The sequence below is a fragment of the Pedobacter jamesrossensis genome, assembly GCF_042650905.1.
In the GTDB taxonomy this organism is placed as follows: Bacteria; Bacteroidota; Bacteroidia; order Sphingobacteriales; family Sphingobacteriaceae; genus Pedobacter; species Pedobacter jamesrossensis.
Map to the genome: position 1 here is coordinate 31977 of NZ_JBHSBY010000031.1, position 25487 is coordinate 57463.

The 25487-nt window shown below is 35.0% G+C and carries 25 protein-coding genes and 1 pseudogene; 13 read left to right on the plus strand and 13 right to left on the minus strand.

Going from position 1 to position 25487, the window contains the following annotated elements:
- Together ACFOUY_RS05970 and ACFOUY_RS05975 are read right to left on the minus strand one after the other, a co-directional pair.
- Positions 1 to 1890, minus strand: a complete 1890-nt coding sequence (locus tag ACFOUY_RS05970; RefSeq protein WP_378959564.1) for a gliding motility-associated C-terminal domain-containing protein — start codon at positions 1888 to 1890, stop codon at positions 1 to 3.
- 68 nt (positions 1891 to 1958) lie between these two features.
- Positions 1959 to 2972, minus strand: a complete 1014-nt coding sequence (locus ACFOUY_RS05975; protein WP_378959565.1) for an acyl-CoA reductase — start codon at positions 2970 to 2972, stop codon at positions 1959 to 1961.
- Between the two features lie 78 nt (positions 2973 to 3050).
- On the opposite strand from ACFOUY_RS05975, the gene ACFOUY_RS05980 reads away from it, so the two are divergent.
- A complete protein-coding gene (locus tag ACFOUY_RS05980) occupies positions 3051 to 3401 on the plus strand; it encodes a 4Fe-4S dicluster domain-containing protein (RefSeq protein ID WP_056871193.1) in 351 nt (116 codons plus the stop codon).
- Between the two features lie 162 nt (positions 3402 to 3563).
- Here ACFOUY_RS05980 and ACFOUY_RS05985 read toward each other — a convergent pair whose 3' ends face one another.
- Complete coding sequence (locus ACFOUY_RS05985; RefSeq protein WP_378959566.1) at positions 3564 to 4016, minus strand: universal stress protein; 453 nt, start codon at positions 4014 to 4016, stop codon at positions 3564 to 3566.
- 109 nt (positions 4017 to 4125) lie between these two features.
- Between ACFOUY_RS05985 and ACFOUY_RS05990 the strand changes: the two genes are divergently transcribed.
- The gene (locus ACFOUY_RS05990) at positions 4126 to 4911 is read left to right on the plus strand and encodes a C40 family peptidase (RefSeq protein WP_378959567.1); all 786 of its coding nucleotides are present in this window, start codon (positions 4126 to 4128) and stop codon (positions 4909 to 4911) included.
- Positions 4912 to 4916: 5 nt separating this feature from the next.
- Here ACFOUY_RS05990 and ACFOUY_RS05995 read toward each other — a convergent pair whose 3' ends face one another.
- The 10 genes and pseudogenes from ACFOUY_RS05995 to hisG all read right to left on the minus strand — a co-directional run bounded on the left by ACFOUY_RS05995 (position 4917) and on the right by hisG (position 14242).
- Entirely contained in the window at positions 4917 to 5816 is a 900-nt protein-coding gene (locus ACFOUY_RS05995) for a WD40 repeat domain-containing protein (RefSeq protein ID WP_378959568.1), read from the minus strand.
- Between the two features lie 81 nt (positions 5817 to 5897).
- Positions 5898 to 6521, minus strand: a complete 624-nt coding sequence (hisIE, locus tag ACFOUY_RS06000; protein ID WP_378959569.1) for a bifunctional phosphoribosyl-AMP cyclohydrolase/phosphoribosyl-ATP diphosphatase HisIE — start codon at positions 6519 to 6521, stop codon at positions 5898 to 5900.
- A 124-nt stretch (positions 6522 to 6645) separates the two neighbouring features.
- Positions 6646 to 7449 carry an imidazole glycerol phosphate synthase subunit HisF gene (gene hisF / locus ACFOUY_RS06005; RefSeq protein ID WP_378959624.1) on the minus strand — a complete coding sequence of 268 codons (804 nt, stop codon included), beginning with the start codon at positions 7447 to 7449 and terminating at the stop codon, positions 6646 to 6648.
- A 9-nt stretch (positions 7450 to 7458) separates the two neighbouring features.
- A pseudogene (locus tag ACFOUY_RS06010) lies at positions 7459 to 7791 on the minus strand (endonuclease domain-containing protein); the annotation flags it as partial.
- A 110-nt stretch (positions 7792 to 7901) separates the two neighbouring features.
- Positions 7902 to 8651, minus strand: a complete 750-nt coding sequence (gene hisA / locus ACFOUY_RS06015) for a 1-(5-phosphoribosyl)-5-[(5-phosphoribosylamino)methylideneamino]imidazole-4-carboxamide isomerase (RefSeq protein WP_378959570.1) — start codon at positions 8649 to 8651, stop codon at positions 7902 to 7904.
- An 81-nt stretch (positions 8652 to 8732) separates the two neighbouring features.
- Complete coding sequence (gene hisH / locus ACFOUY_RS06020; RefSeq protein ID WP_378959571.1) at positions 8733 to 9365, minus strand: imidazole glycerol phosphate synthase subunit HisH; 633 nt, start codon at positions 9363 to 9365, stop codon at positions 8733 to 8735.
- Between the two features lie 285 nt (positions 9366 to 9650).
- Positions 9651 to 10823, minus strand: coding sequence for a bifunctional histidinol-phosphatase/imidazoleglycerol-phosphate dehydratase HisB (gene hisB / locus ACFOUY_RS06025; protein WP_378959625.1), 1173 nt, complete (start codon positions 10821 to 10823; stop codon positions 9651 to 9653).
- Positions 10824 to 10877: 54 nt separating this feature from the next.
- The gene (gene hisC, locus ACFOUY_RS06030) at positions 10878 to 11948 is read right to left on the minus strand and encodes a histidinol-phosphate transaminase (RefSeq protein ID WP_378959572.1); all 1071 of its coding nucleotides are present in this window, start codon (positions 11946 to 11948) and stop codon (positions 10878 to 10880) included.
- Between the two features lie 89 nt (positions 11949 to 12037).
- Entirely contained in the window at positions 12038 to 13330 is a 1293-nt protein-coding gene (hisD, locus tag ACFOUY_RS06035; RefSeq protein WP_378959573.1) for a histidinol dehydrogenase, read from the minus strand.
- A 60-nt stretch (positions 13331 to 13390) separates the two neighbouring features.
- Entirely contained in the window at positions 13391 to 14242 is an 852-nt protein-coding gene (gene hisG / locus ACFOUY_RS06040) for an ATP phosphoribosyltransferase (RefSeq protein WP_378959574.1), read from the minus strand.
- Positions 14243 to 14512: 270 nt separating this feature from the next.
- Between hisG and ACFOUY_RS06045 the strand changes: the two genes are divergently transcribed.
- The 11 genes from ACFOUY_RS06045 to ACFOUY_RS06095 all read left to right on the plus strand — a co-directional run bounded on the left by ACFOUY_RS06045 (position 14513) and on the right by ACFOUY_RS06095 (position 25478).
- The gene (locus ACFOUY_RS06045; RefSeq protein ID WP_378959575.1) at positions 14513 to 16078 is read left to right on the plus strand and encodes a L,D-transpeptidase family protein; all 1566 of its coding nucleotides are present in this window, start codon (positions 14513 to 14515) and stop codon (positions 16076 to 16078) included.
- A gap of 18 nt (positions 16079 to 16096) precedes the next feature.
- The gene (locus ACFOUY_RS06050; RefSeq protein ID WP_378959576.1) at positions 16097 to 16501 is read left to right on the plus strand and encodes a hypothetical protein; all 405 of its coding nucleotides are present in this window, start codon (positions 16097 to 16099) and stop codon (positions 16499 to 16501) included.
- Between the two features lie 497 nt (positions 16502 to 16998).
- Positions 16999 to 19038, plus strand: coding sequence for a BatA domain-containing protein (locus ACFOUY_RS06055; RefSeq protein ID WP_378959577.1), 2040 nt, complete (start codon positions 16999 to 17001; stop codon positions 19036 to 19038).
- Positions 19035 to 20297, plus strand: a complete 1263-nt coding sequence (locus ACFOUY_RS06060; protein ID WP_378959578.1) for a dihydroorotase — start codon at positions 19035 to 19037, stop codon at positions 20295 to 20297. Before ACFOUY_RS06055 ends, ACFOUY_RS06060 begins: the two co-directional genes overlap by 4 nt.
- A gap of 114 nt (positions 20298 to 20411) precedes the next feature.
- Positions 20412 to 21080 (plus strand): hypothetical protein, encoded by a 669-nt coding sequence (locus ACFOUY_RS06065; RefSeq protein ID WP_378959579.1) that lies wholly within the window; start codon positions 20412 to 20414, stop codon positions 21078 to 21080.
- Positions 21081 to 21094: 14 nt separating this feature from the next.
- Positions 21095 to 21667, plus strand: a complete 573-nt coding sequence (locus tag ACFOUY_RS06070; protein WP_378959580.1) for a DUF4199 domain-containing protein — start codon at positions 21095 to 21097, stop codon at positions 21665 to 21667.
- An 87-nt stretch (positions 21668 to 21754) separates the two neighbouring features.
- Positions 21755 to 22312, plus strand: a complete 558-nt coding sequence (locus ACFOUY_RS06075) for a zeta toxin family protein (protein WP_378959581.1) — start codon at positions 21755 to 21757, stop codon at positions 22310 to 22312.
- Between the two features lie 4 nt (positions 22313 to 22316).
- Positions 22317 to 22484 (plus strand): hypothetical protein, encoded by a 168-nt coding sequence (locus tag ACFOUY_RS06080; RefSeq protein WP_378959582.1) that lies wholly within the window; start codon positions 22317 to 22319, stop codon positions 22482 to 22484.
- A gap of 116 nt (positions 22485 to 22600) precedes the next feature.
- Positions 22601 to 23554 (plus strand): glycosyltransferase family 2 protein, encoded by a 954-nt coding sequence (locus tag ACFOUY_RS06085; protein ID WP_378959583.1) that lies wholly within the window; start codon positions 22601 to 22603, stop codon positions 23552 to 23554.
- A 131-nt stretch (positions 23555 to 23685) separates the two neighbouring features.
- Positions 23686 to 24654, plus strand: a complete 969-nt coding sequence (locus tag ACFOUY_RS06090) for a glycosyltransferase (protein ID WP_378959584.1) — start codon at positions 23686 to 23688, stop codon at positions 24652 to 24654.
- Complete coding sequence (locus ACFOUY_RS06095) at positions 24651 to 25478, plus strand: hypothetical protein (protein WP_378959585.1); 828 nt, start codon at positions 24651 to 24653, stop codon at positions 25476 to 25478. The genes ACFOUY_RS06090 and ACFOUY_RS06095 overlap by 4 nt, the downstream gene beginning before the upstream one ends.
- The last annotated feature ends 9 nt before the right edge of the window (positions 25479 to 25487 follow it).

The window sequence follows — 25487 nt, forward strand, 5'->3', positions numbered from 1 at the left end:
TTATCGAGCTAAGAAAATCCAACCCGAGTAGGTTTCAAAATCTTCGTTGAAATAAATAGTGTAATAGTATGTTCCGACAGGCAAATCTTTCCCATTAAATTTGCCATCCCATGCCTTATATATGCCATTACTTTGATAAACTAGATTTCCGGTTCTATTTACTACTCTTATTTTTGCGTTTATAAAAGCATCAGCCACCTCAATATTCCAGGTATCATTTACACCATCACCATTCGGGGAAAAAGAATTGGGAATAACAATTTTTGGATAAACTTTAATAAAAACTTCATCGGTACTACTTAAGCATCCAGCGTTAGAGACTGCATTTAAAGTGTAAATTTTATTAATTGGAGGTGTAGCTTTTGGATTCAGTTTCGTAGGGTCATCCAAATATTCAGAGGGTGTCCAAAAATAGGTTACATTATCTCCTGTAACTTTTCCATTCAAAATGGTGGATCGGCCATTTAGAATTTTAATATCTGCACCAGCTTCAGCTACTGCGTTTTTGATAACATTAACCTCCCTGACTGATGTTGCAGTACAACCACCATTAGATACCGTTACTGTGTAAGCAGTAGATTCTTTTGGTTTAGCTATCGGATTTGCGACGTCAGAAGCTGAAAGGCCTTCTATTGGCGACCATTTATACGTTATGCCTTCAGGTGCAAATAATTGAACAGGACTATTCTCGCAGATAGTAACTGAGATTGAATCACTCTTAACAGGTTCCAAAACTTGAACTGTAGTAGATGATGAACTTGTACACCCATTTAGTGTAGTGGTTACCGTATAACCGCCAGACATGTTTAATTGTGCATTGGTAATTAAAGGGGATTGTTGGTCAGATTTAAAATCGTTAGGGCCAGTCCAGCTGAAGGTTGTGCCTTCTGTAGCCGAAAGCTGAATGTTTGCGCCGATACAGACAGATCCATTGCTACTTGCTAAAATGCTTGGATTTATTGTAATTACTAATGGAGTGGAAGCAACTCTACAATTTGCTGAATTAATATTTCCACTTTCAGCGACTAATAATCGATATTGATAAATACCTTTAGTCGCATTTGTAAGGTCAATAGTAGTTTGTGTTGAGTTTTGGCCGGGTAAATCTGTCCAGGTTGAACCCGTATTTACCTGCCATTGATAGACTGGACTTAGATAGCCAGGTGAAACATCTGCGTTTAAGGTATAACTTTTAGCATTACCCTCGCATACCTGTATGTTGGCAGATTCATCTTTTATTGAAGGGTTTATTACTGGTCCGCAAGCCCTGAAAGTTATATCATCTAATGCGATATCGTTACCATTACCGCGAGCACCATTATTGGTGATTTTTAATATAATTTCACTATTATTTCCAGTGGGAAATAACATTGCGTACTGTTTCCATTCAGGGCTTTCCGTTTCAGGAATATCGTTTGTATCAAACCGTTTTAAAATAGTTCCTTCTTTATTTTCAATAGTAAAGGTTACATTAGGCTTTGTTTCAGTAGAGGTATAATTTAAAATGTTTACAATCCATGCTGCAAATTCATAAGTGGTTCCTGGGCACAAATTACTTATGGTTGTTTGATAAAATACACCACGATTATTATCTGCATTAATGACCATCATATAGCCATTCTCGTCATTAGGTGTATGATCATCAATCCCAAACCATCCTCCATTAAGTCCTCTGGTACTGTTTGCAATGGTATACTCACCATCATCGGGAGTTCCTGATACATAACGATACCCAGTTGAAGGAACAGTGGGGCCAAAGTTGTTTCCAGAACCAAAATTTATATTTATTACTGGGTCGCCAAGTGCTCCTGTACAAACCTCTTGTCCAAATACTATGGCCGAAAAAAACAGAAAAAGGCCTGTTAGTGAATTTTTAATCAGATTAAACATTTAGAGGAGCATTTTACTGCAATATCTTAATAAAAAATTAAAATGATAACAAATACTCAATTAAATGATTATAAGCTATTTAAAAACTCAACAGTATTTACATTGTCTGCATAATCCCAAAATTTTGGATGCTGGCTTTGCCCAAAATCGAAAGTGTTAATTTTTAATGGTGTTTTTGTAATCACACATTGAATCTGATCGCTTTTAGCTTCTAATTTATCTTCAACATCGGCTAAATTTTTATATTCTTCATAAAAAAGAACGGCCAAAGGTGATGTTAAACTTTCATCTTCTTTTAGCAATAAAAAACCATTATCGAAATGTTTAGCCGCATTTACCAGATAAATGGATTTGTTATAATCGTAGTTGTTGTTGTACTTGAAGTGATTGATTATCGGTTGGTAGCTTTCTATGCCTTCATAAAATTTAGCAATATCGTAACCTTCAGGGAAATAAATTTTAGAAACATTTCTGCAACCCAATCCAAAATAATCAAAAATATCAGCACCTAAATTTTGAATATCTTCAAAGGTTTCATTCCCGTCTAAAACCGCAACACTATTTCTGTTTTTTCTAATAATGTTCGGGACTTTACTGAAATAATAATCAAAGTACCTTGATGAATTATTACTACCAGTTGCAATAACGGCATCAAAATCTTTTAATCTTTCTACATATTCAATTCTATTTTGAAACTCGGGTTCAATTTCGACTAATTCTGAAAGAATTGCTTTAATTAACTTATCATCGGCCGATGAAAGTTTAATTAAAGCGATATTTCCTGTTGCTAAAACACTTAAAACATCATGTAACCCAACCATTGGGATGTTTCCGGCAAGGATTAAACCAATTTTTTTAGGCGTTGAAGTATATTTTACCGATTGAAACCAATTATCTATATCAGCTTCATTAAGCATTTCTGAAAAAGAGATAACAGATTTTTTTATATTCTCTGTAGTGAACCAAGCATTGCTATTTTCGGCTGAAAAAAATGTATTTTCCAATGCGTCAGTAGGTTTAGAAAGTAATTGACCAAGCTTTTTAAAAGCGATTATTACTTTTTCTTGTGTTAAAACTGACATATTTAGAATTATTATTAAGTGATTAAGTACTATATTTGCATCGCAAAGGTAAACTAAGCAAAAGAATTAGACGAAAACATGGCGATTAAAATAACAGATGAGTGTATAAACTGCGGGGCTTGCGAACCGGAATGCCCAAACAACGCAATATACGATGCCGGTACTGCATGGCGTTTTTCTGATGGAACAAATTTAGAAGGCGTAATAGATTTTGGTAATCAACAAATCGAAGCTGACTCAGCTCAAGAAGCGGTTTCTGATGAGGTTTATTACATAGTATCGGATAAATGTACAGAATGTAAAGGGTTTCATGATGAACCACAATGCGCTGCCGTTTGCCCGGTAGATTGTTGCGTTGATGATGAAGATATCCGAGAAACAGAAGAAGAATTATTAGCTAAAAAAGCTTGGTTGCACCAGGAAAATTAAGATTTTGTATTCACTATAAATATAGAAGGCGCTTATTAAGCGCCTTTTTTTTGGAGTAGGATTTTCAATATTATTAATATCAAACAAAACTTCTTGACTTGATACTAATTTTTCCTAACCAACTAACCAACTAACCAACTAACCAACTAACCAACTAACCAACTAATCCAAATCAGATTTATTTGGGATGATTAAAACCGGGCAAGCAGATTTTCTTGCAACATGTTCAGCAACGCTACCCATTAAAAAGTGATATAATCCCGTTCTGCCATAAGTGCCAATAACGATCAAGTCAGAACCCCATTCGTCTGATTGTTGAATAATTCCATGAGCTGCAGTATCAACAACACTTAAATAGGTTGTTTTGATGCCATTTGCAAATTTGTTCTCTACCTCTTTTAATAAGATATTACTATTCTCTTCGCTATTATCGTAGGTTTCTAAAAACACTGGTGCCAATGTTAAATCCGGATTTACATTAGCAGGTATCGGTTCAATGATATTTACAAGGGCAACTTCCGAACCAAATTTTTCGGCCATTTCATAACCAGCTTTGGCTGCTTTTTCTGAACAGGTGCTATTATCTACGGCAATTAATATTTTTTTAAAGTTCATGTTGAGCAGATTTAAATGTTATCATCATAAAAATAACAAATTTGAACACAAAATGTTAGCAGGTGAATGTAATTTATTAGTTTTATGAAATAATTCAACTGAGCAAAAAATGGAAAATCAATATGGTATTTGCAGGGTGGCTATTGCGCCATTAAGGGCAGATGCATCTGATAAAGCTGAAATCGTATCGCAATTATTATTTGGAGATCATGTAGAAGTTATTCAGAAGGAAGAACGCTGGTGGCTGATTCAAAATGGCTATGACGGTTACGAAGGCTGGATGGATTTCAGACAATTATCCCCGATTTCCCAAAGTCAATTTGCAGAGATGCACGATTGCCGGTTATTTGCGCCTAAAAATTATAATAATGTTTTAAAGGCCCAAGATGGCAGTTTATACCATTTAAGTACTGGCAGTAATTTGCCATTTTATAAGGATGGTTGTTGCTATGCCGGAACAGAAAAGTTTGAAGTTACCTTTGAACCTCACAATAGTGAACTGGCAGATTTTGAGAAGGATATTGAATCGACTTCTAAATTTTTTCAGAATGTACCATACTTGTGGGGTGGTAGAAATATTTTTGGTTTAGATTGTTCGGGCTTTGTACAAACTGTTTTTAAACTTTTAAATATTAAATTAAACCGCGATGCTTCGCAACAGGCTGAACAAGGCGAATTAGTTGGTTTTTTAGCAGAATGTAAAGCTGGTGACGTTGCCTTTTTTGATAATGCTGAAGGTAAAATTATCCATGTAGGTATTATGCTAAGCAATAACGAAATTATTCATTCATCGGGAAAGGTAAGAATCGACCCAATAGATGATGAGGGCATTTATAATAAGGAATTGGGTAAATACACACATAAACTAAGAATTATAAAACGTTTTGTGGAGTAATTGAATTAATCTTCCATCTCCCAAACGATAACTTTCCTATCATCACCGGTAGAGATTAAATACTTGCCATCATTACTCCAGATTATTTTATTGATGGAATGTGTATGCCCAAACTCGCCTTTCTCTAAACTTAAAATCTTATACAATTTAAAGTTTTCTGAGTCCCAGATTTTAATGCTTTTATCTTGACTGCTCGTTGCAAAATAGGGTAGTGTGGGGTGGAAAGCAATATCATAAACTGTAAACATGTGCGCTGGGATTGTTTGCAGCAGTTCATAATTTAGTAAATTCCAGATTTTAAGTTGTGCATCTCTACCACCAGAAATTAAATATTTTCCTTCCGGATGATAAGCAAGCGAAGTAACCGGTAAAGAATGGCTTTCTAATTTTGTTTTTAAGCTATAATCGCTTAAATTATAAATTCTAATTAAATGGTCTTTGCAGGCAAAAGCCACTTCCGTTTCATCGGGCGAAATGGCGATTGCCCTAACTGTATCATAAGCAACCTGGAAACGATAAACTTCTTTAAAATCAATTAACGACCAAACTGCAACAGTTCCGTCTTCGCCTGTGGTAAGTAGTTCATTTTTGCTTTTAATCGTTTTAATATTGAAAATAGGCTTTAAGTGTGCATTAACTCTCGCAACAATTTCCTCTTTACCTAAATTGCAAACACTAAACGCACCACTTCTTTCGCCAACAAATAATTGACTATTAAAATGATGTAGACAATAAACAGAACTTTGTACAGGCATTTTTACCTTAACGAAAGCCATCTCAGCTAAAGACCATTCCACCACGCCTTTGTCGTTCCCTGCGCTAAAGAAAACTTCATCTTTATCTGAGTTTGCTAAAGCATAAACCGGGTTTTGGTGTCCAGGAAGGGTTTTTAGGTATTTAAGCATTTTTTAAAGGTTTAGGGTTTAGGGTTTAAGGTTTAAGGCTCGGCCAAATTGCCTTATACCTTACGCCTTTAACCTTCTACCTTACTTGTGTCTTTTCTCTAAATTCTTAGCAATATCTTGTATTGATAAACCTTTCTCTTTTAATAAAAACATTAAGTGAAAAAGTAAATCTGAAGCTTCGCCGATAAATTCTTCTTCGGTTTCTGCTAGTGCTGCAATTACGGTTTCAACGCCTTCTTCGCCAACTTTTTGCGCAATTTTATTTAAACCTTTGGCCCTCATTTTATTGATGTATGAACCCTCAACAGGGTTTTCATATCTATCGGTAATGATGTTTTCTAGCTCGAAAATGAAGTTTTGGTTAAAATCCGTTTTAAAGCAACTTCTACTTCCTGTATGGCAGGTTGGCCCAACCGGATTGGCTTTTATTAAAATTGTATCGTTATCACAATCAATATGCATAGATTTTACGAAAAGGAAATTGCCACTTTCTTCGCCTTTGGTCCATAAACGGTTTTTAGAGCGAGAAAAGAAGGTTACTTTTCCTTCTGCCTGTGTTTTTTCAAATGCTTCGGCATTCATGTAACCCAACATTAAAACCTCTAAAGTTTGCTCGTCTTGTATCACTACAGGAACCCCCCAGCCCCCTGAAGGGGGAGTTTTGCCAAAGTCTACTTGGCTAACGTCAATATTTTTTTCAATCATGCTCTTTAATAATCATGTGTTTCAATTTTAGAAGCAAAAATTCCATAAGATTTTTAGGCTGCTATTTTTACTTTTTATTACTTTATGCTTTTCCAATTTGAGGGGAAATTCCTCCTTTAGGGGGTTAGGGGGTTCTAACCCGAATGCCATTCCTTCTTAATTCTTGTTTTAAATCAGGTATCAGAATTTCGCCATAATGAAAAACCGATGCAGCTAATGCAGCATCAACGTTTGCTTTTTGGAAAACTTCAGTGAAATGTTCCATGTTTCCTGCACCCCCAGACGCGATAATTGGAATATTTATCATTCGGTTTACCTTGTGCAATAATGCACAATCAAATCCAACTTTTGTGCCATCATGGTCCATAGAGGTTAGCAAAATTTCTCCTGCGCCTAAATCTTCAGCTTGTTTAATCCATTTTTCGGTTTCTAATTCGGTAATTAATCGGCCACCATTTAAGTGAACCATATTTTTACCATCAACATATTTCGTGTCGACAGCTAAAACCACAAACTGAACACCAAAAGCTTTTGCCAATTCTTCAATCAATTTTGGGTTACGAACCGCTGCAGAATTGATGCTGATTTTATCGGCACCTGCATTTAACAAGGCCTCTGCATCCGCAAGTTCTGTTATGCCCCCACCAATAGTAAATGGAATATTCAGCTGACGAGCAACTGATTTTACCATCTCAATCATCGTTTTTCGACGTTCATGAGTGGCGGTAATGTCTAAGAAAACCAACTCATCAGCACCTTGTTGTGCGTATTGAGCGGCTAATTCTACCGGGTCGCCAGCATCGCGTAAATCAACAAAGTTTACACCTTTTACTGTGCGGCCGTCTTTAACATCTAAGCAGGGGATAATACGCTTACTCAAACCCCCTCCGCCCCCTAGAGGGGGAACTGCAAATTGCTGAGCCTGCATGGCTTCCTTTATTTTATCCAAAACAATGTTTAAGTTTTTGTAAATTTCTTCGTTTTTGAACCTGATTATCTTTATACCGTAGGCTTCAATTGCTATCTGTCTTTCTAAATCATTATCAGCTACTTCTTTCAGATTATGAATACTGCCATCAAGTTCGATTATCAATTTAATTTCATGACAATAGAAATCAGCAATGTATTGAGATATTGGATGTTGCCTTCTAAATTTTACACCTAATTGTTTATTACTTAAATGCCTCCAAAGTAAACTTTCGGCTTCAGTTACTCTATTTCTTAAAGCTTTTGCATTTTCAAATATTAAGTTAGATGCACCATAAAACATTTTAGGTTCATTAACTCTTAATAAATCAAAATCATCATCTGGTTCAGGATATTTTTTCACTCTTGTATTTCAAGTTTGAGGGGGTAAGTCCCCTTCAGGAGATTTAGGGGTTATATACTTGACAACATCTTCAAATTCCACTCTTTAATTTCTTCGATGGTAATTCTATCTTCATAAATCGCCTTTCCAACAACCACACTTCTAATCGGGAATTTTGCTAATTCGTAAATATCTTCCATAGAACTTACACCACCTGATGCAATTAGTTTAATCATTGGCGAATGATCCAACAGTTTTTTGTATAATTCCACTGCTGCGCCACCTAACTTTCCATCTTTGCTAATGTCTGTGCACAAGAAACGGAAAAATCCCAAAGCCAAACATTTATCAACGTAATCCATTAGTTTAATTGGAGAGCTTTCCATCCAGCCAGAATATTTAATTACTTCGTCTAAAACATCAATTGCGATAACAATGCGGTTTGCATAATCATCTTTCTTTGCAAAAGCCTCGCTTAACGATGCTAAAAAATCAGGATTTGTAATCGCTTGGGTACCTACAATTACACGGTGAATTCCAGCATCAAGCAAGTTTGTAACCTGCTCTATGGTACGGATTCCACCACCGTATTGCACTTTCATCTCCGTTTTTTTAATGATTTCGAAAAGAGATTTTTGATTACTAAAATCGCCCTTTGCACCATTTAAATCAATAATATGAATAAAATCTGTTCCGTTAGAACGGTATTTTTCTATCATTTCGGCAATAGAAACATCGTATTCAGTTTTTTGATTGTAATCACCTTCACGTAGGCGAACAACTTTTCCATCCAAAATATCAATAGCAGGAATTATGTACATTTTTTTAAAGTTAAAAGTTAAAAGTTTAAAGTAACAAAGTGAACCTGATGCCTAAATTCCAACATCTAAATACTAATTACTTTACTTTAAGTTTGAAAAATTTTTTAATATCTGTTCGCCAGCTTTTCCCGATTTCTCTGGATGGAACTGAACGCCATAAAAGTTGTCTTTTTGCACTGCTGCCGAAAACTTCAATCCGTAGTCAGCCGAGGCGATGTCAAAAGTAGGGTTATATTCAATAAAGTACGAATGCACAAAGTAAAATTGTGTATTATCTTCAACACCGTCAAACAACGAATTGTTTTTCGGACTAACCGCATTCCATCCCATGTGTGGTATTTTGATATTCAGCGATTTATCAAATTTTTTAGTTTTCACCGGAACGATGTCTAAAAGCGCAGCATCACCTTCTTCCGAATGTTCTGTAATCAGTTGCATACCCACACAAATGCCCAAAACAGGTTTGCTCAGTTTTTTAATCGCATCAACTAAACCTGTTCCTTTCAATTTTTCCATCGCTGCACCTGCATGGCCAACACCTGGAATGATGATATGTGTGTATTTCTCCAAATCACTTTCGGTGTTTATCATACCATATTGCAAGTTTAAACGCTCCAAAGCTGCGGTTAAAGAGAAAATATTGCCAGCGCCATAGTTTACTATTCCAATTACCCCCCAGCCCCCTGAAGGGGGAGTTGAATTTCTATCGTTCATGTTATTTTGCATTTCGATTACTAATTAGAAAATGAATGTCAGTTTTTCAAAGGTTCTGTAGTCCCGCTATTCGTTTCAAGTTATTTATTGGTCTTCGACAGGCTTAGACTTACAATAAAAAAACTTTCCACTGCTATCGGGTTTATATAACAAAGTTTGTTCCCCCAAACCCCCAAAGAGGCTTTTCCTTTCCATCGTTCTTGTTATTTTGCATAAACTATCTTTATTTTTTTCAAAATTGCTATGCCAATTTGCTTTTACCCCCCCCCTTGGGGGTTGGGGGGATTACAATACCCCCTTTGTACTCGGCAAAACCATTTTTTCTGCATCACGCTTTATTGCCATTTTAATGGCTTTGGCAAATGCTTTAAATATAGCTTCAATTTTATGATGTTCGTTATCACCTTCAGCTTTAATGTTTAAATTACATTTAGCAGCATCGCTGAAAGACTTAAAGAAGTGATAAAACATTTCTGTAGGCATATCACCAACTTTTTCACGCTTAAATTCAGCATCCCAAACAATCCAGTTTCTGCCACCAAAATCAATTGCAACTTGCGCTAAACAATCATCCATTGGTAAACAAAAGCCATAACGTTCAATACCTAGTTTATTGCCTAAAGCTTGTGCAAAAGCTTCGCCTAAGGCAATTCCTGTATCTTCAATGGTATGATGCTCGTCTATATGTAAATCGCCTTTTGCAATTACTTCTAAATCTACACTTCCATGTCTGGCTATTTGGTCTAGCATATGGTCGAAAAAGTTTAAACCCGTTTCGATTTTAGCTTTCCCGGTTCCGTCCAGATCCAGATTAATGGTAATATCAGTTTCATTAGTTTTGCGTACATGATTAATTTTTCTACTTCCTGCTTTAAGCAAATTGTAGATATCTTCCCATTTCTGCGTCTCTAAAATAATAATATCTAATAAAGTTTCATGTTTATCTAATGCCTCGGTAGAACCCAATACATCATTCTGACGAAGAAAGATTGCTTTTGCACCTAAATTTTTTGCTAAAACTACATCATTTAATCTGTCGCCGATTACATAAGAGTTTTTCAAATCATAATCGCCGCTTAAGTATTTTGTTAATAAACCTGTTCCTGGTTTTCGGGTAGGTGCATTGTCTTTTGCAAAAGTTCTGTCGATAATAATTTCGCTGAAATTAACACCTTCCCCAGCAAAAGTATCTAACATAAAATTATGAATCGGCCAAAAATTTTCTTCAGGATTTGATGGCGTTCCCAATCCATCCTGATTGGTTACCATTACCAATTCGTAATCCATTTCGCTAGCAATTTTAGCAAGGTAATAAAGCGAACGAGGATAGAATTTCAATTTTGCAAAACTGTCTACCTGTTCATCATCTGGTTCGATGTTTAATGTACCATCGCGGTCGATAAATAAAACCTTTACCCCCTTGCCCCCTGAAGGGGGAATTAAATTTCCATCGTTCATATCAATCGGCATATTTTCACCTTTACTATAGTTAATGTTAGTTTGCTCCATGCTTTAGCTTTGGGTTTTAAAGTCCCCTTTAGGGGGTTGGGGGTTTAGTGCTTTTAACAATTTATCATTTTCTTCTTTTGTGCCAACAGTAATTCTTAAACAACCTTCGCATAATGTAACTTTAGAACGGTCGCGAACAATGATTCCATCTTCAACTAAAGTGTTGTAAATTTTGGTTGCATCAGTAACTGCTACTAATATAAAATTCGCATCAGATGGATAAACTTTTGTAACAATTTTCAGGTTGTTTAACTCGATAAAAAGTCGCTGTCTTTCCGCAACAGATTCTTTGATCCATTCGTTCACTTGAGCGATGTTTTTTAGTGCCTCAAAAGCTAAATCTTGTGTAGCCTGATTGATGTTGTATGGCGGCTTAATTTTGTTCAAAACATCGATAACTTTTGTCGATGAAAAAGCCATTCCTAAACGTAAAGCTGCAAGCCCCCAAGCCTTAGAAAAAGTTTGCAAAACAACCAGGTTTCCGTATTCGGTTAACTCCTGAATAAAGGTCTTTTGTTTTGCATAATTTATGTAAGCCTCGTCTATAACAACAATGCCTTTAAAGTTGGCTAAAATCGTTTCAATATCTGTTCGGTTTATCGAATTTCCTGTCGGATTATTTGGCGAACAAATGAAAATTATTTTCGTGTTTTTATCAATCGTTTCTGCAATTTTTTCTAAATCTAACTGGAAGTTAGGAAGCAGATTTACTTTGCGGATTTCTACATCATTTATGTTTGCAGAAACTTCATACATTCCATAAGTAGGCGGTAGAATTATTACGTTGTCTTTACCCGGATTACAGAAAGCACGGTACAATAAATCGATGGCTTCGTCGCTGCCGTTTCCTAAAAAGGTATTCTCTATCGGCACACCTTTAATTTTGCTAATGGCATCCTTTAAATCAAGTTGTAATGGGTCTGGATAGCGGTTGTAATTTGCGGGTAGGGGAGAACCATAACTGTTCTCGTTGGCATCTAAAAATATCGATGCCTGACCTTTAAACTCATCTCTAGCGGTAGAATAAGGTTTAAGGTTTCTTATATTTTCTCTTACTAATTCGTTAATGTCCATTTTTTTGTGTTTGGGATAAAAGATTAATGAGCAAAGATGAAAGACGTGTTGCCAAAATAGCAACTGACCCATTGATAAATCTGTCCATTTTATCTTTGTTCCTTATTCTTTAATCTTATAGTTACTGCATTTTTGTGCGCTTGTAATCCTTCTGCGGCTGCAAGCGTTTCAACTGTAGGGCCTATATTGTTTAATCCCTTAGTTGATAGGTGTTGAAAAGTGATTTTTTTAACAAAAGCATCAAGCGATACACCTGAATATGCTTTTGAAAAGCCACTTGTGGGTAATGTATGGTTCGTTCCTGAGGCATAATCGCCTGCGCTTTCTGGAGTTAAGTTTCCTAAAAATACCGAACCAGCATTGATTATCAATGGTATAAGACGTTCGAAGCTTTCAGTGGCCAAAATCAAATGCTCAGGGGCATATTCGTTAGAATAATCCATTGCTTCAGTTAAATTATCAACTAAAACGGCATAAGAATTATCGATTGCTTTGGCTGCTATATCCTTTCTTGGTAATATAGAAAGCTGAACTTCAATTTGTTTTAGTGTTTCTGTTATGATTTTGTTTGATGTAGAAACTAAAATTGCCTGACTATCAGTTCCATGCTCTGCTTGAGCGAGTAAGTCTGCTGCTACAAATGACGGATTGGCAGTCTCATCAGCAATCACTAAAACCTCCGATGGACCTGCAGGCATATCAATAGCTACCTTGTTTTGAACCATCGTTTTGGCCATCGTTACATAACGGTTACCAGGACCGAATATCTTATTAACCTGTGGTACAGTTTCCGTTCCGAATGCCATTGCAGCTACGGCTTGTGCACCTCCAATTAAGTAAATTTTGTCTATACCAAGTAGAACAGCGCAGTAGGCTAAATAGCAATTCGTTTTGCCATCGCTTTGAGGAGGAGAACAAACAACTATTTCTTTACAGCCTGCAATAATTGCAGGGGTAGCCAACATCAAAAACGTACTTGGTAAAACCGCAGTTCCACCTGGAATATAAAGTCCAACCTTTTCAATTGCTCTCGATTCACGCCAGCAAACTACACCAGGCATGGTTTCTACTTTATCTTCAACCTTAAACTGCGATTGGTGAAAAGTTTTAATGTTTTGGTAAGCAGTATCAATAGCTTTTTTTGCATCAGCAGGAATGTTAGCTGCAATACTTTTTAACTCCTCTGCATCTAAAAACAGTTTTTCTAAATCAACTTTATCAAATGCTTTTGCAAAATTAAAGAGTGCTTTATCGCCATCGTTTTTAACAGAATTTATGATGTCTGTAACCCGTTCTTCAACCAATTTATCGTCTTCAATTTGTCGAGAACACAGTTCTTTAACCTTTTGTTTAGATAAATCTGTATAATTGTAGATTTCCAATGTTTTATGTTTTATAATTAACTAATAGTTAATGTTTATTTAAGCGATTTTACCCTATTTTTAGGTAATAATCTTCTCAATTGGCATTACCAAAATACCTTCAGCTCCTGCTGCCTTTAAGCTGTTGATTTTATCCCAAAAATCTTCTTCAGCAATTACAGAATGAACAGCAACCCAGTTCGGCTCGAACAATGGAACTACCGTTGGACTTTTAACGCCAGGCAACAAATCCACAACTTTTTGCAGGTTATCTTTTGATACATTTAGTACAACATATTTGTTCGATTTTGCACTAAGTACCGAACGAATTCTTTGTAGTAATTCTGCAACTTCCGGGTTATCAAGTATTGATTTATTTCCGATTAAAACAGCCTCCGATTGCATCACATCTGCAAATGGTTTTAGTCCGTTGCTTTTTAAAGTTCCGCCTGTAGAAACGATGTCAAAAATGGCATCACTTAATCCTAAACCCGGACCAATTTCTACCGAACCGGAGATGGTTCTGATATCAGATTTTATTCCTTTATCTGTTAAGAATTTATCAAGAATTACCGGGTAAGAAGTAGCAATTGCTTTACCGTTCAAGTCTTCTAATTTCTGGATTTCGCTACCTGTTTGAACAGCGATTTTTAAAGTGCATTTTCCAAATCCTAAGCGTTGTAAATATTCTACATCAGCCCTAGTTTCTGTAATTACATTTTCACCAACAATACCTAAATCGGCAATGCCATCTTGTACATATTCCGGGATGTCATCATCACGAAGAAAAAGAATTTCTAATGGGAAATTTTGAACGGTTGATATTAAAGAGCTTTTATAGTTTTCGAAAGAAAGACCACAATTTTTTAATATTTCTACAGATTTTTCGTTTAGTCTACCCGATTTCTGGATAGCAATTTTAAGTGTTTTCAAAGTATTGAATATAGTGTGAACAAGAAATAATTTTACGGAAAAAAAGTTTTGAAGTACAAAACAAACATATCATATCGCCTATCGGCGATGATGTAAATGTAAGTGATGGTTCAAAGTTAATTTCATATATTTATTTCTGCCAGTATCAATGCTTTAGCTGATTAGCGATGGCAAATATAGTGTTTGAAACCGTAAATCAAAAAATAATGGCACTTAATTTGTCAATAATGTATTTTAAATGAATAAACCTATTTTTGCATTAAACTACACGTGTTGAAAAAAAATCGCTTTCTAATTATCCCTTTTATTATTTGTATTTCGGCTTGTAATTGGTTTAAATCGCCACCTGAGATAGGTAAAGTGCTGTCCGAGCATTTTAAAAACAAAATATATAAAGACTTTGATACCGTTGCTTACGATAGTGTTTTCGTAAAAACATTGGATAGTCTTGCAGATGGTTTTGTTAATCCAAAAACCATTAAAGCTTTTTATGCAAAACATAATCGAGAACCTAAACTGATTACAAAATTCTACACTAATGGGGAATTAGATTCGCTAAATACATATTTGGAGAACAGTAAGGTACACGGATTTAACCCTAAAATTTTTAAAGTTGAGGAAATTAAGTCGCTCTTAGAAGAACTTTCTGCTAATAAATTTAAAAAAGTGGATGAGAGTTATCCAATAATAGCAAAGCTAGAAGTTCTTTCTGCCAACGCCTATTTAAACTATAATAACTATTTGAAGTTTGGTGTAGTAAATCCCCGTAATATTTTTTCAAGATATTATATTAAAGTTAAACGTCCGGATAGTGCAGGGATGATTCGCCTGCTCGATTCGGAAAATATTTTAGATACTTTAAGAGCAGTCCAGCCAAAATCAGAACAATATAAGGCATTGCAAGCTGCTTATTTAACTGCAAATAGCGAAAGTGAAAGGAGAATTTTACTTTTAAATATGGAGCGTTTCCGCTGGAAAATGCCCGAAACAGGAACCAATTATATTCAAGTAAATATTCCTGATTTTAAACTGACTTGGTTTGATAAGCAAGATACAGTAATCAGCATGAAAGTTTGCGTTGGTGGTAAGCGTGAAAATGGTTACGATGAGAAGTTAAAGGCCTATGCTAAATCTGGTAATTTAGATGATAAACCGAAGAACCATGAAACGCCTTTATTGTTTAGTAAAATTAACTCAATTCAGGCAAATCCGGTGTGGAATATTCCGGTAAGTATTGCTCAAAGTGAGATTTATTGGATGGCAAGAAAAGACCGATATTATTTATCTAACAGTAATATAAACGTCTATTATAAAGACAAGCTAATTGGCGAGCCAGATACCATCAATTGGAACAGGTATTCGAGAGATAAATTACCATTCAAATTTAAGCAAGGTTCTGGCGGTGGAAACGCCTTAGGCAAGTTCAAATTTATATTTGATAACAGCTCGAGCATTTATCTACACGATACGAATAATAAAAACGGTTTTGGTTTAACTAATCGAGCAATTAGTCATGGTTGTGTGCGTGTAGAAAAGCCTTTAGAGTTTGCAGAAAAATTGGTTGGCGATAGTTATACTTACGACAAGTTAAGGGCTGAAGTTGATTTACCCCCAGTTGATAGTACACATGTTAAATGGTATAAGAAAAGAATGGCTGCAAAAGCCGATACTACAAAATCTTTCCAGTTGAAGCCAGCTTGGTTTGGCCCTAAGAAACAAGTCCCAATAATAATTACCTACATCACAGCTTGGGCACAAAACGATAAAATTGAATATCGTCCTGATGTTTATGAAATGGATGAAAAACTTTGGGTGGCAATGAAGAAATTTAGATAGAAGATGTAGATTTGCCGAATGCAAGATAACCCAACCTTTAATCACCAGGCTGATATTGTAAATAGTGCAATCCGATTTATCAATTCATGGTTTAAGCAATCGAAATCGATAACTGAAGAATTGAGTGATTTCTTTATCCTTCCAGGTGGCAAAGTAATTGGCAAGGATGTGATTATTGCCAGGTTAAAAGGTATTTTTGGTAAATCGGATGAATATGTTGGTGGCCGATACGATATCATCGATACTAATTTCGCATTACTAAACGCCGGAAAAGGGATGGGTTTTGTAGAAGGTGTTGCTGGATTTAGAGCAGTAATTCAAAAAGAATCGAAAATTGTAAGCGGTGCGTTTAAACTGTACTTCGCTCTGCAAAATGGAAGTTGGAAAATTGTAAATATAGAATTTCCAGGATTTGCTTATTAAGTTTAATATTTTCTTTCGGTTAGTACCTCACCAACCTAAAAATAGTTTTCTTATATTCTGTTAACCGCATATCCTTTAAATGAAGGAGCACCAACCACTGGTGCAGTAGAGTAGTCTTTGTAAATTTTAAATGCTTCGCATTAACCATCTCCTTTGTTGGAGATAAGCGTTCAACTATATTAATAAAAATATATGCTTAGAATACTATTTATAGTGTCTGGCTTTACCATTTAGGTAAACAAAAGGTACAGGATAGGTAGACAAAAGGTACAGGATAAGTAAGGAAAGGGTTAACCAAGTGTATAGAAAGGGTTAACTTGTCCGATACTGAATAGGTACATATTTTTTTGGTGGTTAATATCAGCTTAAAAATTATGCTTATGCACAATAACTAATACGCAGACTTTTTTTATGTTTAATAAAAACGAATTTAGGTGAACGACTTTATTACAATTGTAATTCTCCACTTTCCATATTTTTTCTATCTTTGATTTTTAATGAATTTCCTTTATCCGGGCTTTCTTTTTGCACTATTATCGGTCGCTATTCCGGTCATTATTCATTTATTCAATTTCCGAAAATTTAAAAAGGTTTATTTCTCTAATGTTCAGCTTTTAAAAGAGGTAGAACAACAAAATTCATCAAAAGAAAAGCTTAAAAACCTGCTTATATTATTCTCGCGTATTTTGGCGCTAATCTTTTTGGTGCTTGCATTTGCGCAGCCCTATATTCCTTTAAATCATCAAAAAATAGCCGCTTTAAATAATTCAGTAAGTATTTATATTGATAATTCTTACAGCATGGAAGCCATTAATACTGATGGAAACCTGCTTGATGAGGCTAAGCGTAGGGCAAAGGAATTAGTTAAGGGTTTTGGCGTAAATGATAGATTTCAGTTATTAACGAATGATTTTGAGGGAAAACATCAACGTTTGTTAAACGAAGAAGAATTTTTAAAAGCTTTGGATGATGTTAAAATTTCTCCATCAAATAGAAATTTACAGCAAATCTTAAACCGACAAGGAAATGTTTTAACAGGTTCGGCAAATAAATATAGTTTCCTGATTAGCGATTTCCAGAATAATATTGCTCCAGCGAAGAAACTCGAAACCAAAACCGGTATTCAATATTCTTTTCTGAAATTAAATGCTACAGCTTTAGCAAATGTGGCGGTAGACAGCGTTTGGATGCTTTCGCCAAACCATCAACCTGGAGCAAATGAAAAATTAGTGGTTCAGCTGAAAAATTATTCGGAAGAAGAAGCCATAAATATTCCGCTAAAGTTAACCATCAATAATCAGCAAAAAGGTTTAAGTTCGGTCACTATCCCTGCCGGGAAAACTAAAAAGGATACTTTAAGTTTTTCCGGGTTAAAATCTGGATGGCAGAAAGGGGGCATCAGCATTAAAGATTTTCCGGTAACTTTTGACGATTCTCTTTCTTTCAGCTTCAAGGTTGATGAAAGTTTACCAGTTTTGAGTATCAACGGAGCTACCGCAGGCAATTTTATTAAAGCACTTTTTGCGGCAGATAAATATTACAAACTCACAGAAAATGCAGAAAGCAATATAAACTATAGTAATTTTGCTGATTTTGGTTTAATCGTTTTAAATGGATTAAAAAACCCATCAACAGGTTTAGCGCAGCAATTAAAAGCTTATTTAAAAACTGGTGGTTCAGTCGTAATATTTCCAGATTTAGATGCAGATATTCAGGCTTATAACTCCTTTTTAGGCAGTTTATCTTTACCTCTGATACAAAATTTAAATACTACGGTTACCAAGGTTGACAAAATTGATTTGCAACATCCAATTTTTAGAACTGTTTTTGAGGAAATTCCTAAAAACCTTGATTTACCAACTGTTAACCGGTATTTCAGCTTTGGCGAAAATAATACCTCGAATAAAGAAAATATTATGTCTTTGCCTGGTGGAAAATTGTTTTTCTCGAAATACGGCATAGGAAACGGACAGGTTTATTTATCATCAACAGGTTTAAATACTAACGATGGTAATTTTGCACGTCATCCTGTTTTTGTGCCATTAATGTATAGGCTAACCTTAAACAGTGGTATCGAAAATGCACTTTACTATAATCTTGGTAATGATAATACCTTAGCCAGCAAACGCATTAATCTGGGTAAAAACCAGTCATTGAAACTTACGTCTAATAACTTCGAAACCATTCCAGAAATAAGACAAGTTGATGGTAAAACGTTAATATATACTGCCGACCAAGTCAAAAAATCAGGATTTTACAAATTATCTTTAGCCGATTCGCTTATTGCCGTTTACAGTTTTAATAATGGAAGATCAGAATCAGATATGCATTATCTAACTAAAGCCGAACTTGATAATCTGGCAGAGAAAAGTAATTTAAAAATTTACGATACCGATAAAGATGCAGTGAAATTAATTGCTGGTACAAATAAAATCGGACAAACATTATGGAAACTTTGCCTAATTTTGTCGCTGATTTTTATTGCAGCAGAAATTCTGCTCATCCGATTTTTTAACAACCCTAAAAAAACAATATGAATCTCCTTGTACAGCAAGTAACTATTGCCGACCCGCAAAGTAAATTTAATAAGCAACTATGCGATGTTAGGATAGAAGATGGGAAAATTAAAAGCATAGGCAAGTTATCGCCAGAGAAAAATGAAACGGTTTTCGATGCAAACGGTGCTTTCTTATCGCCAGGTTTTTTCGACTTAAATTGTGTAGCTGGCGACCCGGGTTTCGAAACTAAAGAAGATATTGAAACCTTAACAGCTGCAGCTAAGGCCGGTGGCTTTACAGGTTTAGCATTATTGCCTCAGGCAAATCCTGTTGTGCAATCGAAATCGCAGGTAGAATATGTTATTAACAAAGCCAAAAATAATCTGGTTGATGTTTTGCCAGTTGGTGCTATCAGTCAGAATAGAGAAGCAAAAGAACTCGCAGAATTGTTTGATATGAAGCAAGCAGGTGCGGTGGCTTTTTCTGATGGCGATAGAGCGTTACAGGATGATGGCTTTATGAGTCGTGCGCTACAATATGCAAAAGGATTTGATGCATTATTGATGGTTTATCCAGAAAATAAATCGATAGCCGGGAAATCTCAAATCAACGAAAGTAAAAATTCTGTGCTTTTGGGTATGAAAGGTTTGCCAGCGTTGGCAGAAGAAATGCATATTGCCCGCGATATTTTCCTGGCACAATACAATGAAACTAAAATTCACATCAGTAATATTTCTACAGCTGGTTCAGTTGCTTTAATCCGCAAGGCTAAAAAAGATGGCGTTCAGGTTTCTTGCGATGTTACGGCTCATCATTTAGTTTTTACAGAAGAACTTTTAAGCGATTTTGATAGTAATTACAAAGTTAAACCACCTTTACGTGGCAAAGCTGATGTAAAAGCTTTAATTGCCGGTTTAAAAGACGGAACGATTGATGCCATTACTTCTCAACATCGACCAGAAGAAATCGAATTTAAAAATGTAGAATTTGAAATCGCACATTATGGTATTATTGGTTTGCAAACTGTTCTGCCTTTGTTGATAAAAGCAGGCTTAGACGCAAACCTAATTGCAGAGAAATTAAGCATCAACCCAAGGAAATTACTAAATTTAAATATTCCGGTTATTGAAGAAGGGGCAACCGCAAACTTTACGGTTTTTAGTCCGAATGAAAAATGGTTGTATAATGCCGCAAGCAATTATTCGAAATCGGCTAATAGTCCGCTTTTAGGTACAGAACTTACTGGAAAAGTAACTTTGGTTTACAATAATAGTAAGGTAGAAGGCTTAAAGGTTTAAGGCAAAAGGTTAGAACAACTAAAGAGAAAGAAAAATTTTAAAACAAATAATATTTACGTTTCGCAGTCCCTCCCCTTTGGGGAGTGGCGGGGTGGGGCTTCTAAAAATCTTATTATGGATAACAGAGTAAAAAAAGCACTTAACGCTTCAATAAATAAATATGCACAGCTCGCTGCGGTAGACGCTGGAAATTTCGAGAACGAACTGATTTCGGCATTTGAATTGGATGTTAACTTTATGGATAAAGTAACTGCATTTGATGCGGTTTTCGATTCACATCCAAAATTTGAAGAGTTAAGAGAAGTTTTCTTCGATTTATTGATGGTTAACTTTTTCAGCAGCGACGTTCAGAAATTAGAAGAAGATTACCTCGAAAGTGATGAATGGGCAAACATTGAAGAAGAAACTATTGATAGAGGTTCAGAACTTTTAAACCTTCTGCTTTACATGAAAGAATGTCATGATGAAGATTTAGATCCTGAATTGGGCGATTTCTTAAAAGAGTTTTTATTAGTTGAGGATGATGAGTTTCAAGATGAATTTGAAATTTATGAAGAGTTAATAAGCAATCAGCAACTTGCAGAAAGCAGCATAGAAGAGATTTGCAAAACTTCGCCAACATTAAATATTAGTGATGAAATGAAAGAATTATTTGTTCCTTTTATGGCATTTTTTCTTGATACAGAGGGAAGTGCAACATCAATTAAAGAATTAGAACAATTTAGTAGTAACAAAGCTTTCGATACTGCATCTTATGTATTGATAACAACAATTAATAACTAAAACTAAACGAACTCATGGAAACAACAGAAACAGCAGTTAATTTAAAAACAGAAGCGTTAAAAAACGGCGCAATTTGGGGCGGTATCAACGTAGTAATTTTCTTAATCACCTGGTACATTATGCCAAGCTTAATGAGTTCTTATGCTTATGGCGGATTGAGTTTTGTTATTGGAATTGCACTTGCGGTTTTCTTTTGTATTGATATGAGAAAAAAAGCTGGCGGATATTGGACTTTCGGGGAGGCTTTATTCAAAATTTTTGTAATGTTCCTATTATCAATGGCAATTATGTATGTTTTCAATATTGTTTTTGGAAAATACATAGATACCAGCTATCCTAGCACAATGAAAGAAATGATTATGACTAAAACCGAAAGTACATTCAAATCTTTAGGTATGGAAGGCGATGCAATGGATAAAGCAATTGCAAGTACATCAGAAAGCATTGACAAACAATTTACACCTACTTTTAGTCAGGCAATTGTTGGCTTTGGTATTTCGGCAGTATTCTATTTTATTGGAGCAATAATCTTTTCATTAATTTTCAAAAAGACGAGACCAGTTTTTTTGGCTACAAGCGAAGAATAACCAGTTCTTTATAAAAATTTCGAACGTGCAAGTTTTATCATTTAAATTGATGAAATTTGCACGTTTTAGTTTGTAATTGGATCAAAATTGGCAAATTTTTATATAATTTCAGGATGTAATGGAGCGGGGAAAACAACTGCGTCTTTTACCGTTTTGCCAGAGATGCTCAACTGCAAAGAATTTATCAATGCAGATGAAATTGCTAAAGGAATTTCTCCCTTTAGACCAGAAAGTGTGGCAATTCAGGCGGGAAAAATAATGCTTTCGAGAATCGAAGATTTGATGAACCAGAATGCTGATTTTGCAATCGAAACAACACTTACTACAAAATCTTATCTCAATACAATTAAAATAGCTAAAACTAAGGGGTATAAAATTACCTTATTGTTTTTCTGGCTTAATGATGTAGAATTGGCAATAGAGCGTGTTAGAACCAGGGTTTTAGAAGGCGGTCATAATATTGCAGTGGATGTAATCAGACGGAGATATTTAAAAGGAATAGAAAATTTATCAAAATTTACATCTGTTAGTGATTATTGGCTATTAATTGATAATTCAGCTGGCACTCCATTATTTATTGCCGATGGAAACCTTGAGCAAGAAATTACTATATTTGATGATACAAAATTCAACATTTTAATATAAAACGATGGTAAATTCAATTGATGATAACCTTAAAATGCGTGAAAAAATTCGTGCAGGCCTTGATTTAACATTCAAAAAATTGGTTGCCTACAAAAAAAATAACGATGGTCTTTTTGTTTTTTCAAGTAACGGTAAGATCTTAAAAGTAAAAGCCAAGGATATTAAATTATAGCAGTGAACAAAAATTTCGAACGTGCAAGTTTTATCATATAATTTGATGAAATTTGCACGTTTTATTTTGAACAAACCTCATGGGTTTTAAAAACCCATGAGGTTTAAATATTAAAAATGGATATATCAGTTGTAGTACCTTTATATAACGAAGATGAATCTTTGCCAGAATTAACGGCATGGATTGATAAAGTGATGACAGAAAATAATTTCAGTTACGAAATTATTTTGGTTGATGATGGCAGTACCGATAAATCGTGGGAGGTGATAGAGTCTTTAAGACTACAGAACGATGCAATTAAAGGCATAAAATTTCGTAGAAATTATGGTAAATCTGCCGCTTTAAATGTTGGTTTCGAAGCTACGCAAGGTGATGTAATTATTACAATGGATGCCGATTTACAGGATAGTCCTGATGAAATTCCTGAACTTTACCGCCGAATTAAAGAAGAAAAACTTGATTTAATTTCTGGCTGGAAAAAGAAACGTTACGACCCGATTACTAAAACCATACCTACAAAGTTATTTAATGCCGCAACAAGGAAAATGAGCGGTATCGAATTAAATGATTTCAATTGTGGTTTAAAAGCGTACAGAAGTGATGTTGTAAAAACCATCGAAGTTTATGGCGAAATGCATCGTTATATTCCGGTAATTGCTAAATGGGCAGGCTTTAGTAAAATTTCAGAGCAGGTTGTAGAGCATAGAGCCCGTAAATATGGAACAACCAAATTTGGTTTCAGCAGGTTTATAAATGGGTTTTTAGATTTACTTTCTATATTCTTTGTAGGTAAATTTGGTAAACGCCCAATGCACTTTTTTGGTTCTTTAGGTGTTTTGAGTTTTTTAGCAGGAACAGTTATGGCGCTATATATGATTGGTATTAAACTTTATCATATTGCAGCTCATATTCCTTACAAAAGAGAAATTACCGACCAACCATTGTTTTATATTGCGCTTGTTGCAATTGTAGTTGGTTCGCAGATGTTTTTAACGGGTTTTGTTGCAGAACTTGTAAGTCGTAACGCACCAGAAAGAAATCAGTATTTAATAGAAAAAAGAACCCCCTAGCCCCCTGAAGGGGGAATTCCAGGCAAGGGTAAATATACATCGGCATATATGGTTTGCGAAGTTTTAAATTTAATTATACGCTCAAATTTTACTTTGGGTTTTAACTCCCCCTTCAGGGAGCTGGGGGGTATATGTTCTTTTCTATAATAATTCCACTTTACAATCGCCCACAAGAAATTAATGAGCTTTTGTTTACATTAACTAAGCAAACTTATCTACAGTTTGAGGTTTTGGTTATTGAAGATGGTTCTAAAAATGATGCGAAAGCAATTGTAGAAAGTTATGCTAACAAACTTGATGTAAAATATTATTTTAAGGAAAACGCCGGACAAGGTTTTGCCCGTAATTTTGGTTTTGAAAGAGCCAAAGGTGATTATTTTGTAATCTTCGATTCAGATTGTTTAATTCCTTCAAATTACCTGGAGATTGTTAAGAACTATTTATACGAGCATGATTTAGATGCCTATGGCGGTCCGGATGCTGCACACGAAAGTTTTACGCCAGTGCAAAAAGCAATTAGCTATTCTATGACTTCGCCATTTACAACAGGAGGAATTCGGGGTAATAAGAAGCATGTTGGTCGGTTTCATCCACGCAGTTTTAATATGGGCGTATCTCGTCAGGCTTGGGAAAAAGTTGGTGGTTTCATTCTAACTCGTTTAGGCGAAGATATAGAATACAGTATCCGCATTCACGAAAATGGTTTCAAAATTGGTTTAATTCCCGATGCTAAAGTTTATCATAAAAGAAGAACGAGTTTCGGGCAATTTTATAAACAATTGCATTTCTTTGGCAGGGCGAGAATTAATATTTATAAACACTTCCCAAAAGAACTTAAACTGATTCACTTTTTCCCTGCAGTGGCAACAGTTGGAATGATCACAACATTGCTAATGAATATCTTTTATCCGCCTTTAGCGTATGTTTTAGATTTCTTGGTAATATTATACTTTATGTTGATATTTTTTCACTCCTGGTCTGTAAATAAATCGTTAAAAGTTGCATTTTTGAGCATCATTTCTTCATTCATCCAATTAACTGCTTATGGCTTAGGTTTTATACAGGATTTATTTAAAAGAGTGGTATTTAAACAACAATGATAAATTATCTAAAAGAAAGTACGTTTGCCGTTAACGATGTGATTCAAAAGGCTTGGGGCATCACTAAAAAACATTATTTCTCTATAGCTACGCTGTGTTTTTTAATGTTTATTACAGCAAGTGCATCTAGCTTAATGGCCTTTTTTATAAAGGATGTTAGTAAGGTTTTAAGCTTTTTCATGGTAATTATTTTTATCATGTTGTATTTCACAATTAACCTATCACTATTTAAATACATATTTCATTTAATAGATAATGAGGATGAAGACGTTACAATTGTGGGTACATTACCAACCAGACATCAAATTATAAGGTTTTTAATTGCAACACTTTATTTTGTTGGCTGTATTTTATTTGTTGGGCTGTTATTAGTTCCAATACTTTTCGTTTTAGATCCTATTTTGCGCTATTTAGTAAACATTGGCTGGGTAGAAGACTTTACCTCAACAGGTAAAACGATTACCAGTATTGCAATAGGAATTGCTTTAGTCGCTATTTTTATAACATGGTTAAGAATTTCTTTCTTCCCTTTCTTCATTATCGATAAAGGTGCTGCACCATTCGAGTCGATTAAATTAAGTTTAGCAACAACTAAAGGGAATTTCACTAAAATCTTGCTACTGCTAATGGTTTTGGGTGGCGGATATTTAATTTATCTATTATTAAATTATTTACAATTACCATTCATTGCATTTATAGTAAATATTCTAAGCTCATTTATTATCGTTCCACTATCAAGTGTTGCATTAACTGTGGCTTATCGTAAAATATCAAGCGAATATAAAGGAGATCAACATCCGGATATTTTGCATAATATTGTTTAACCCCCCAAC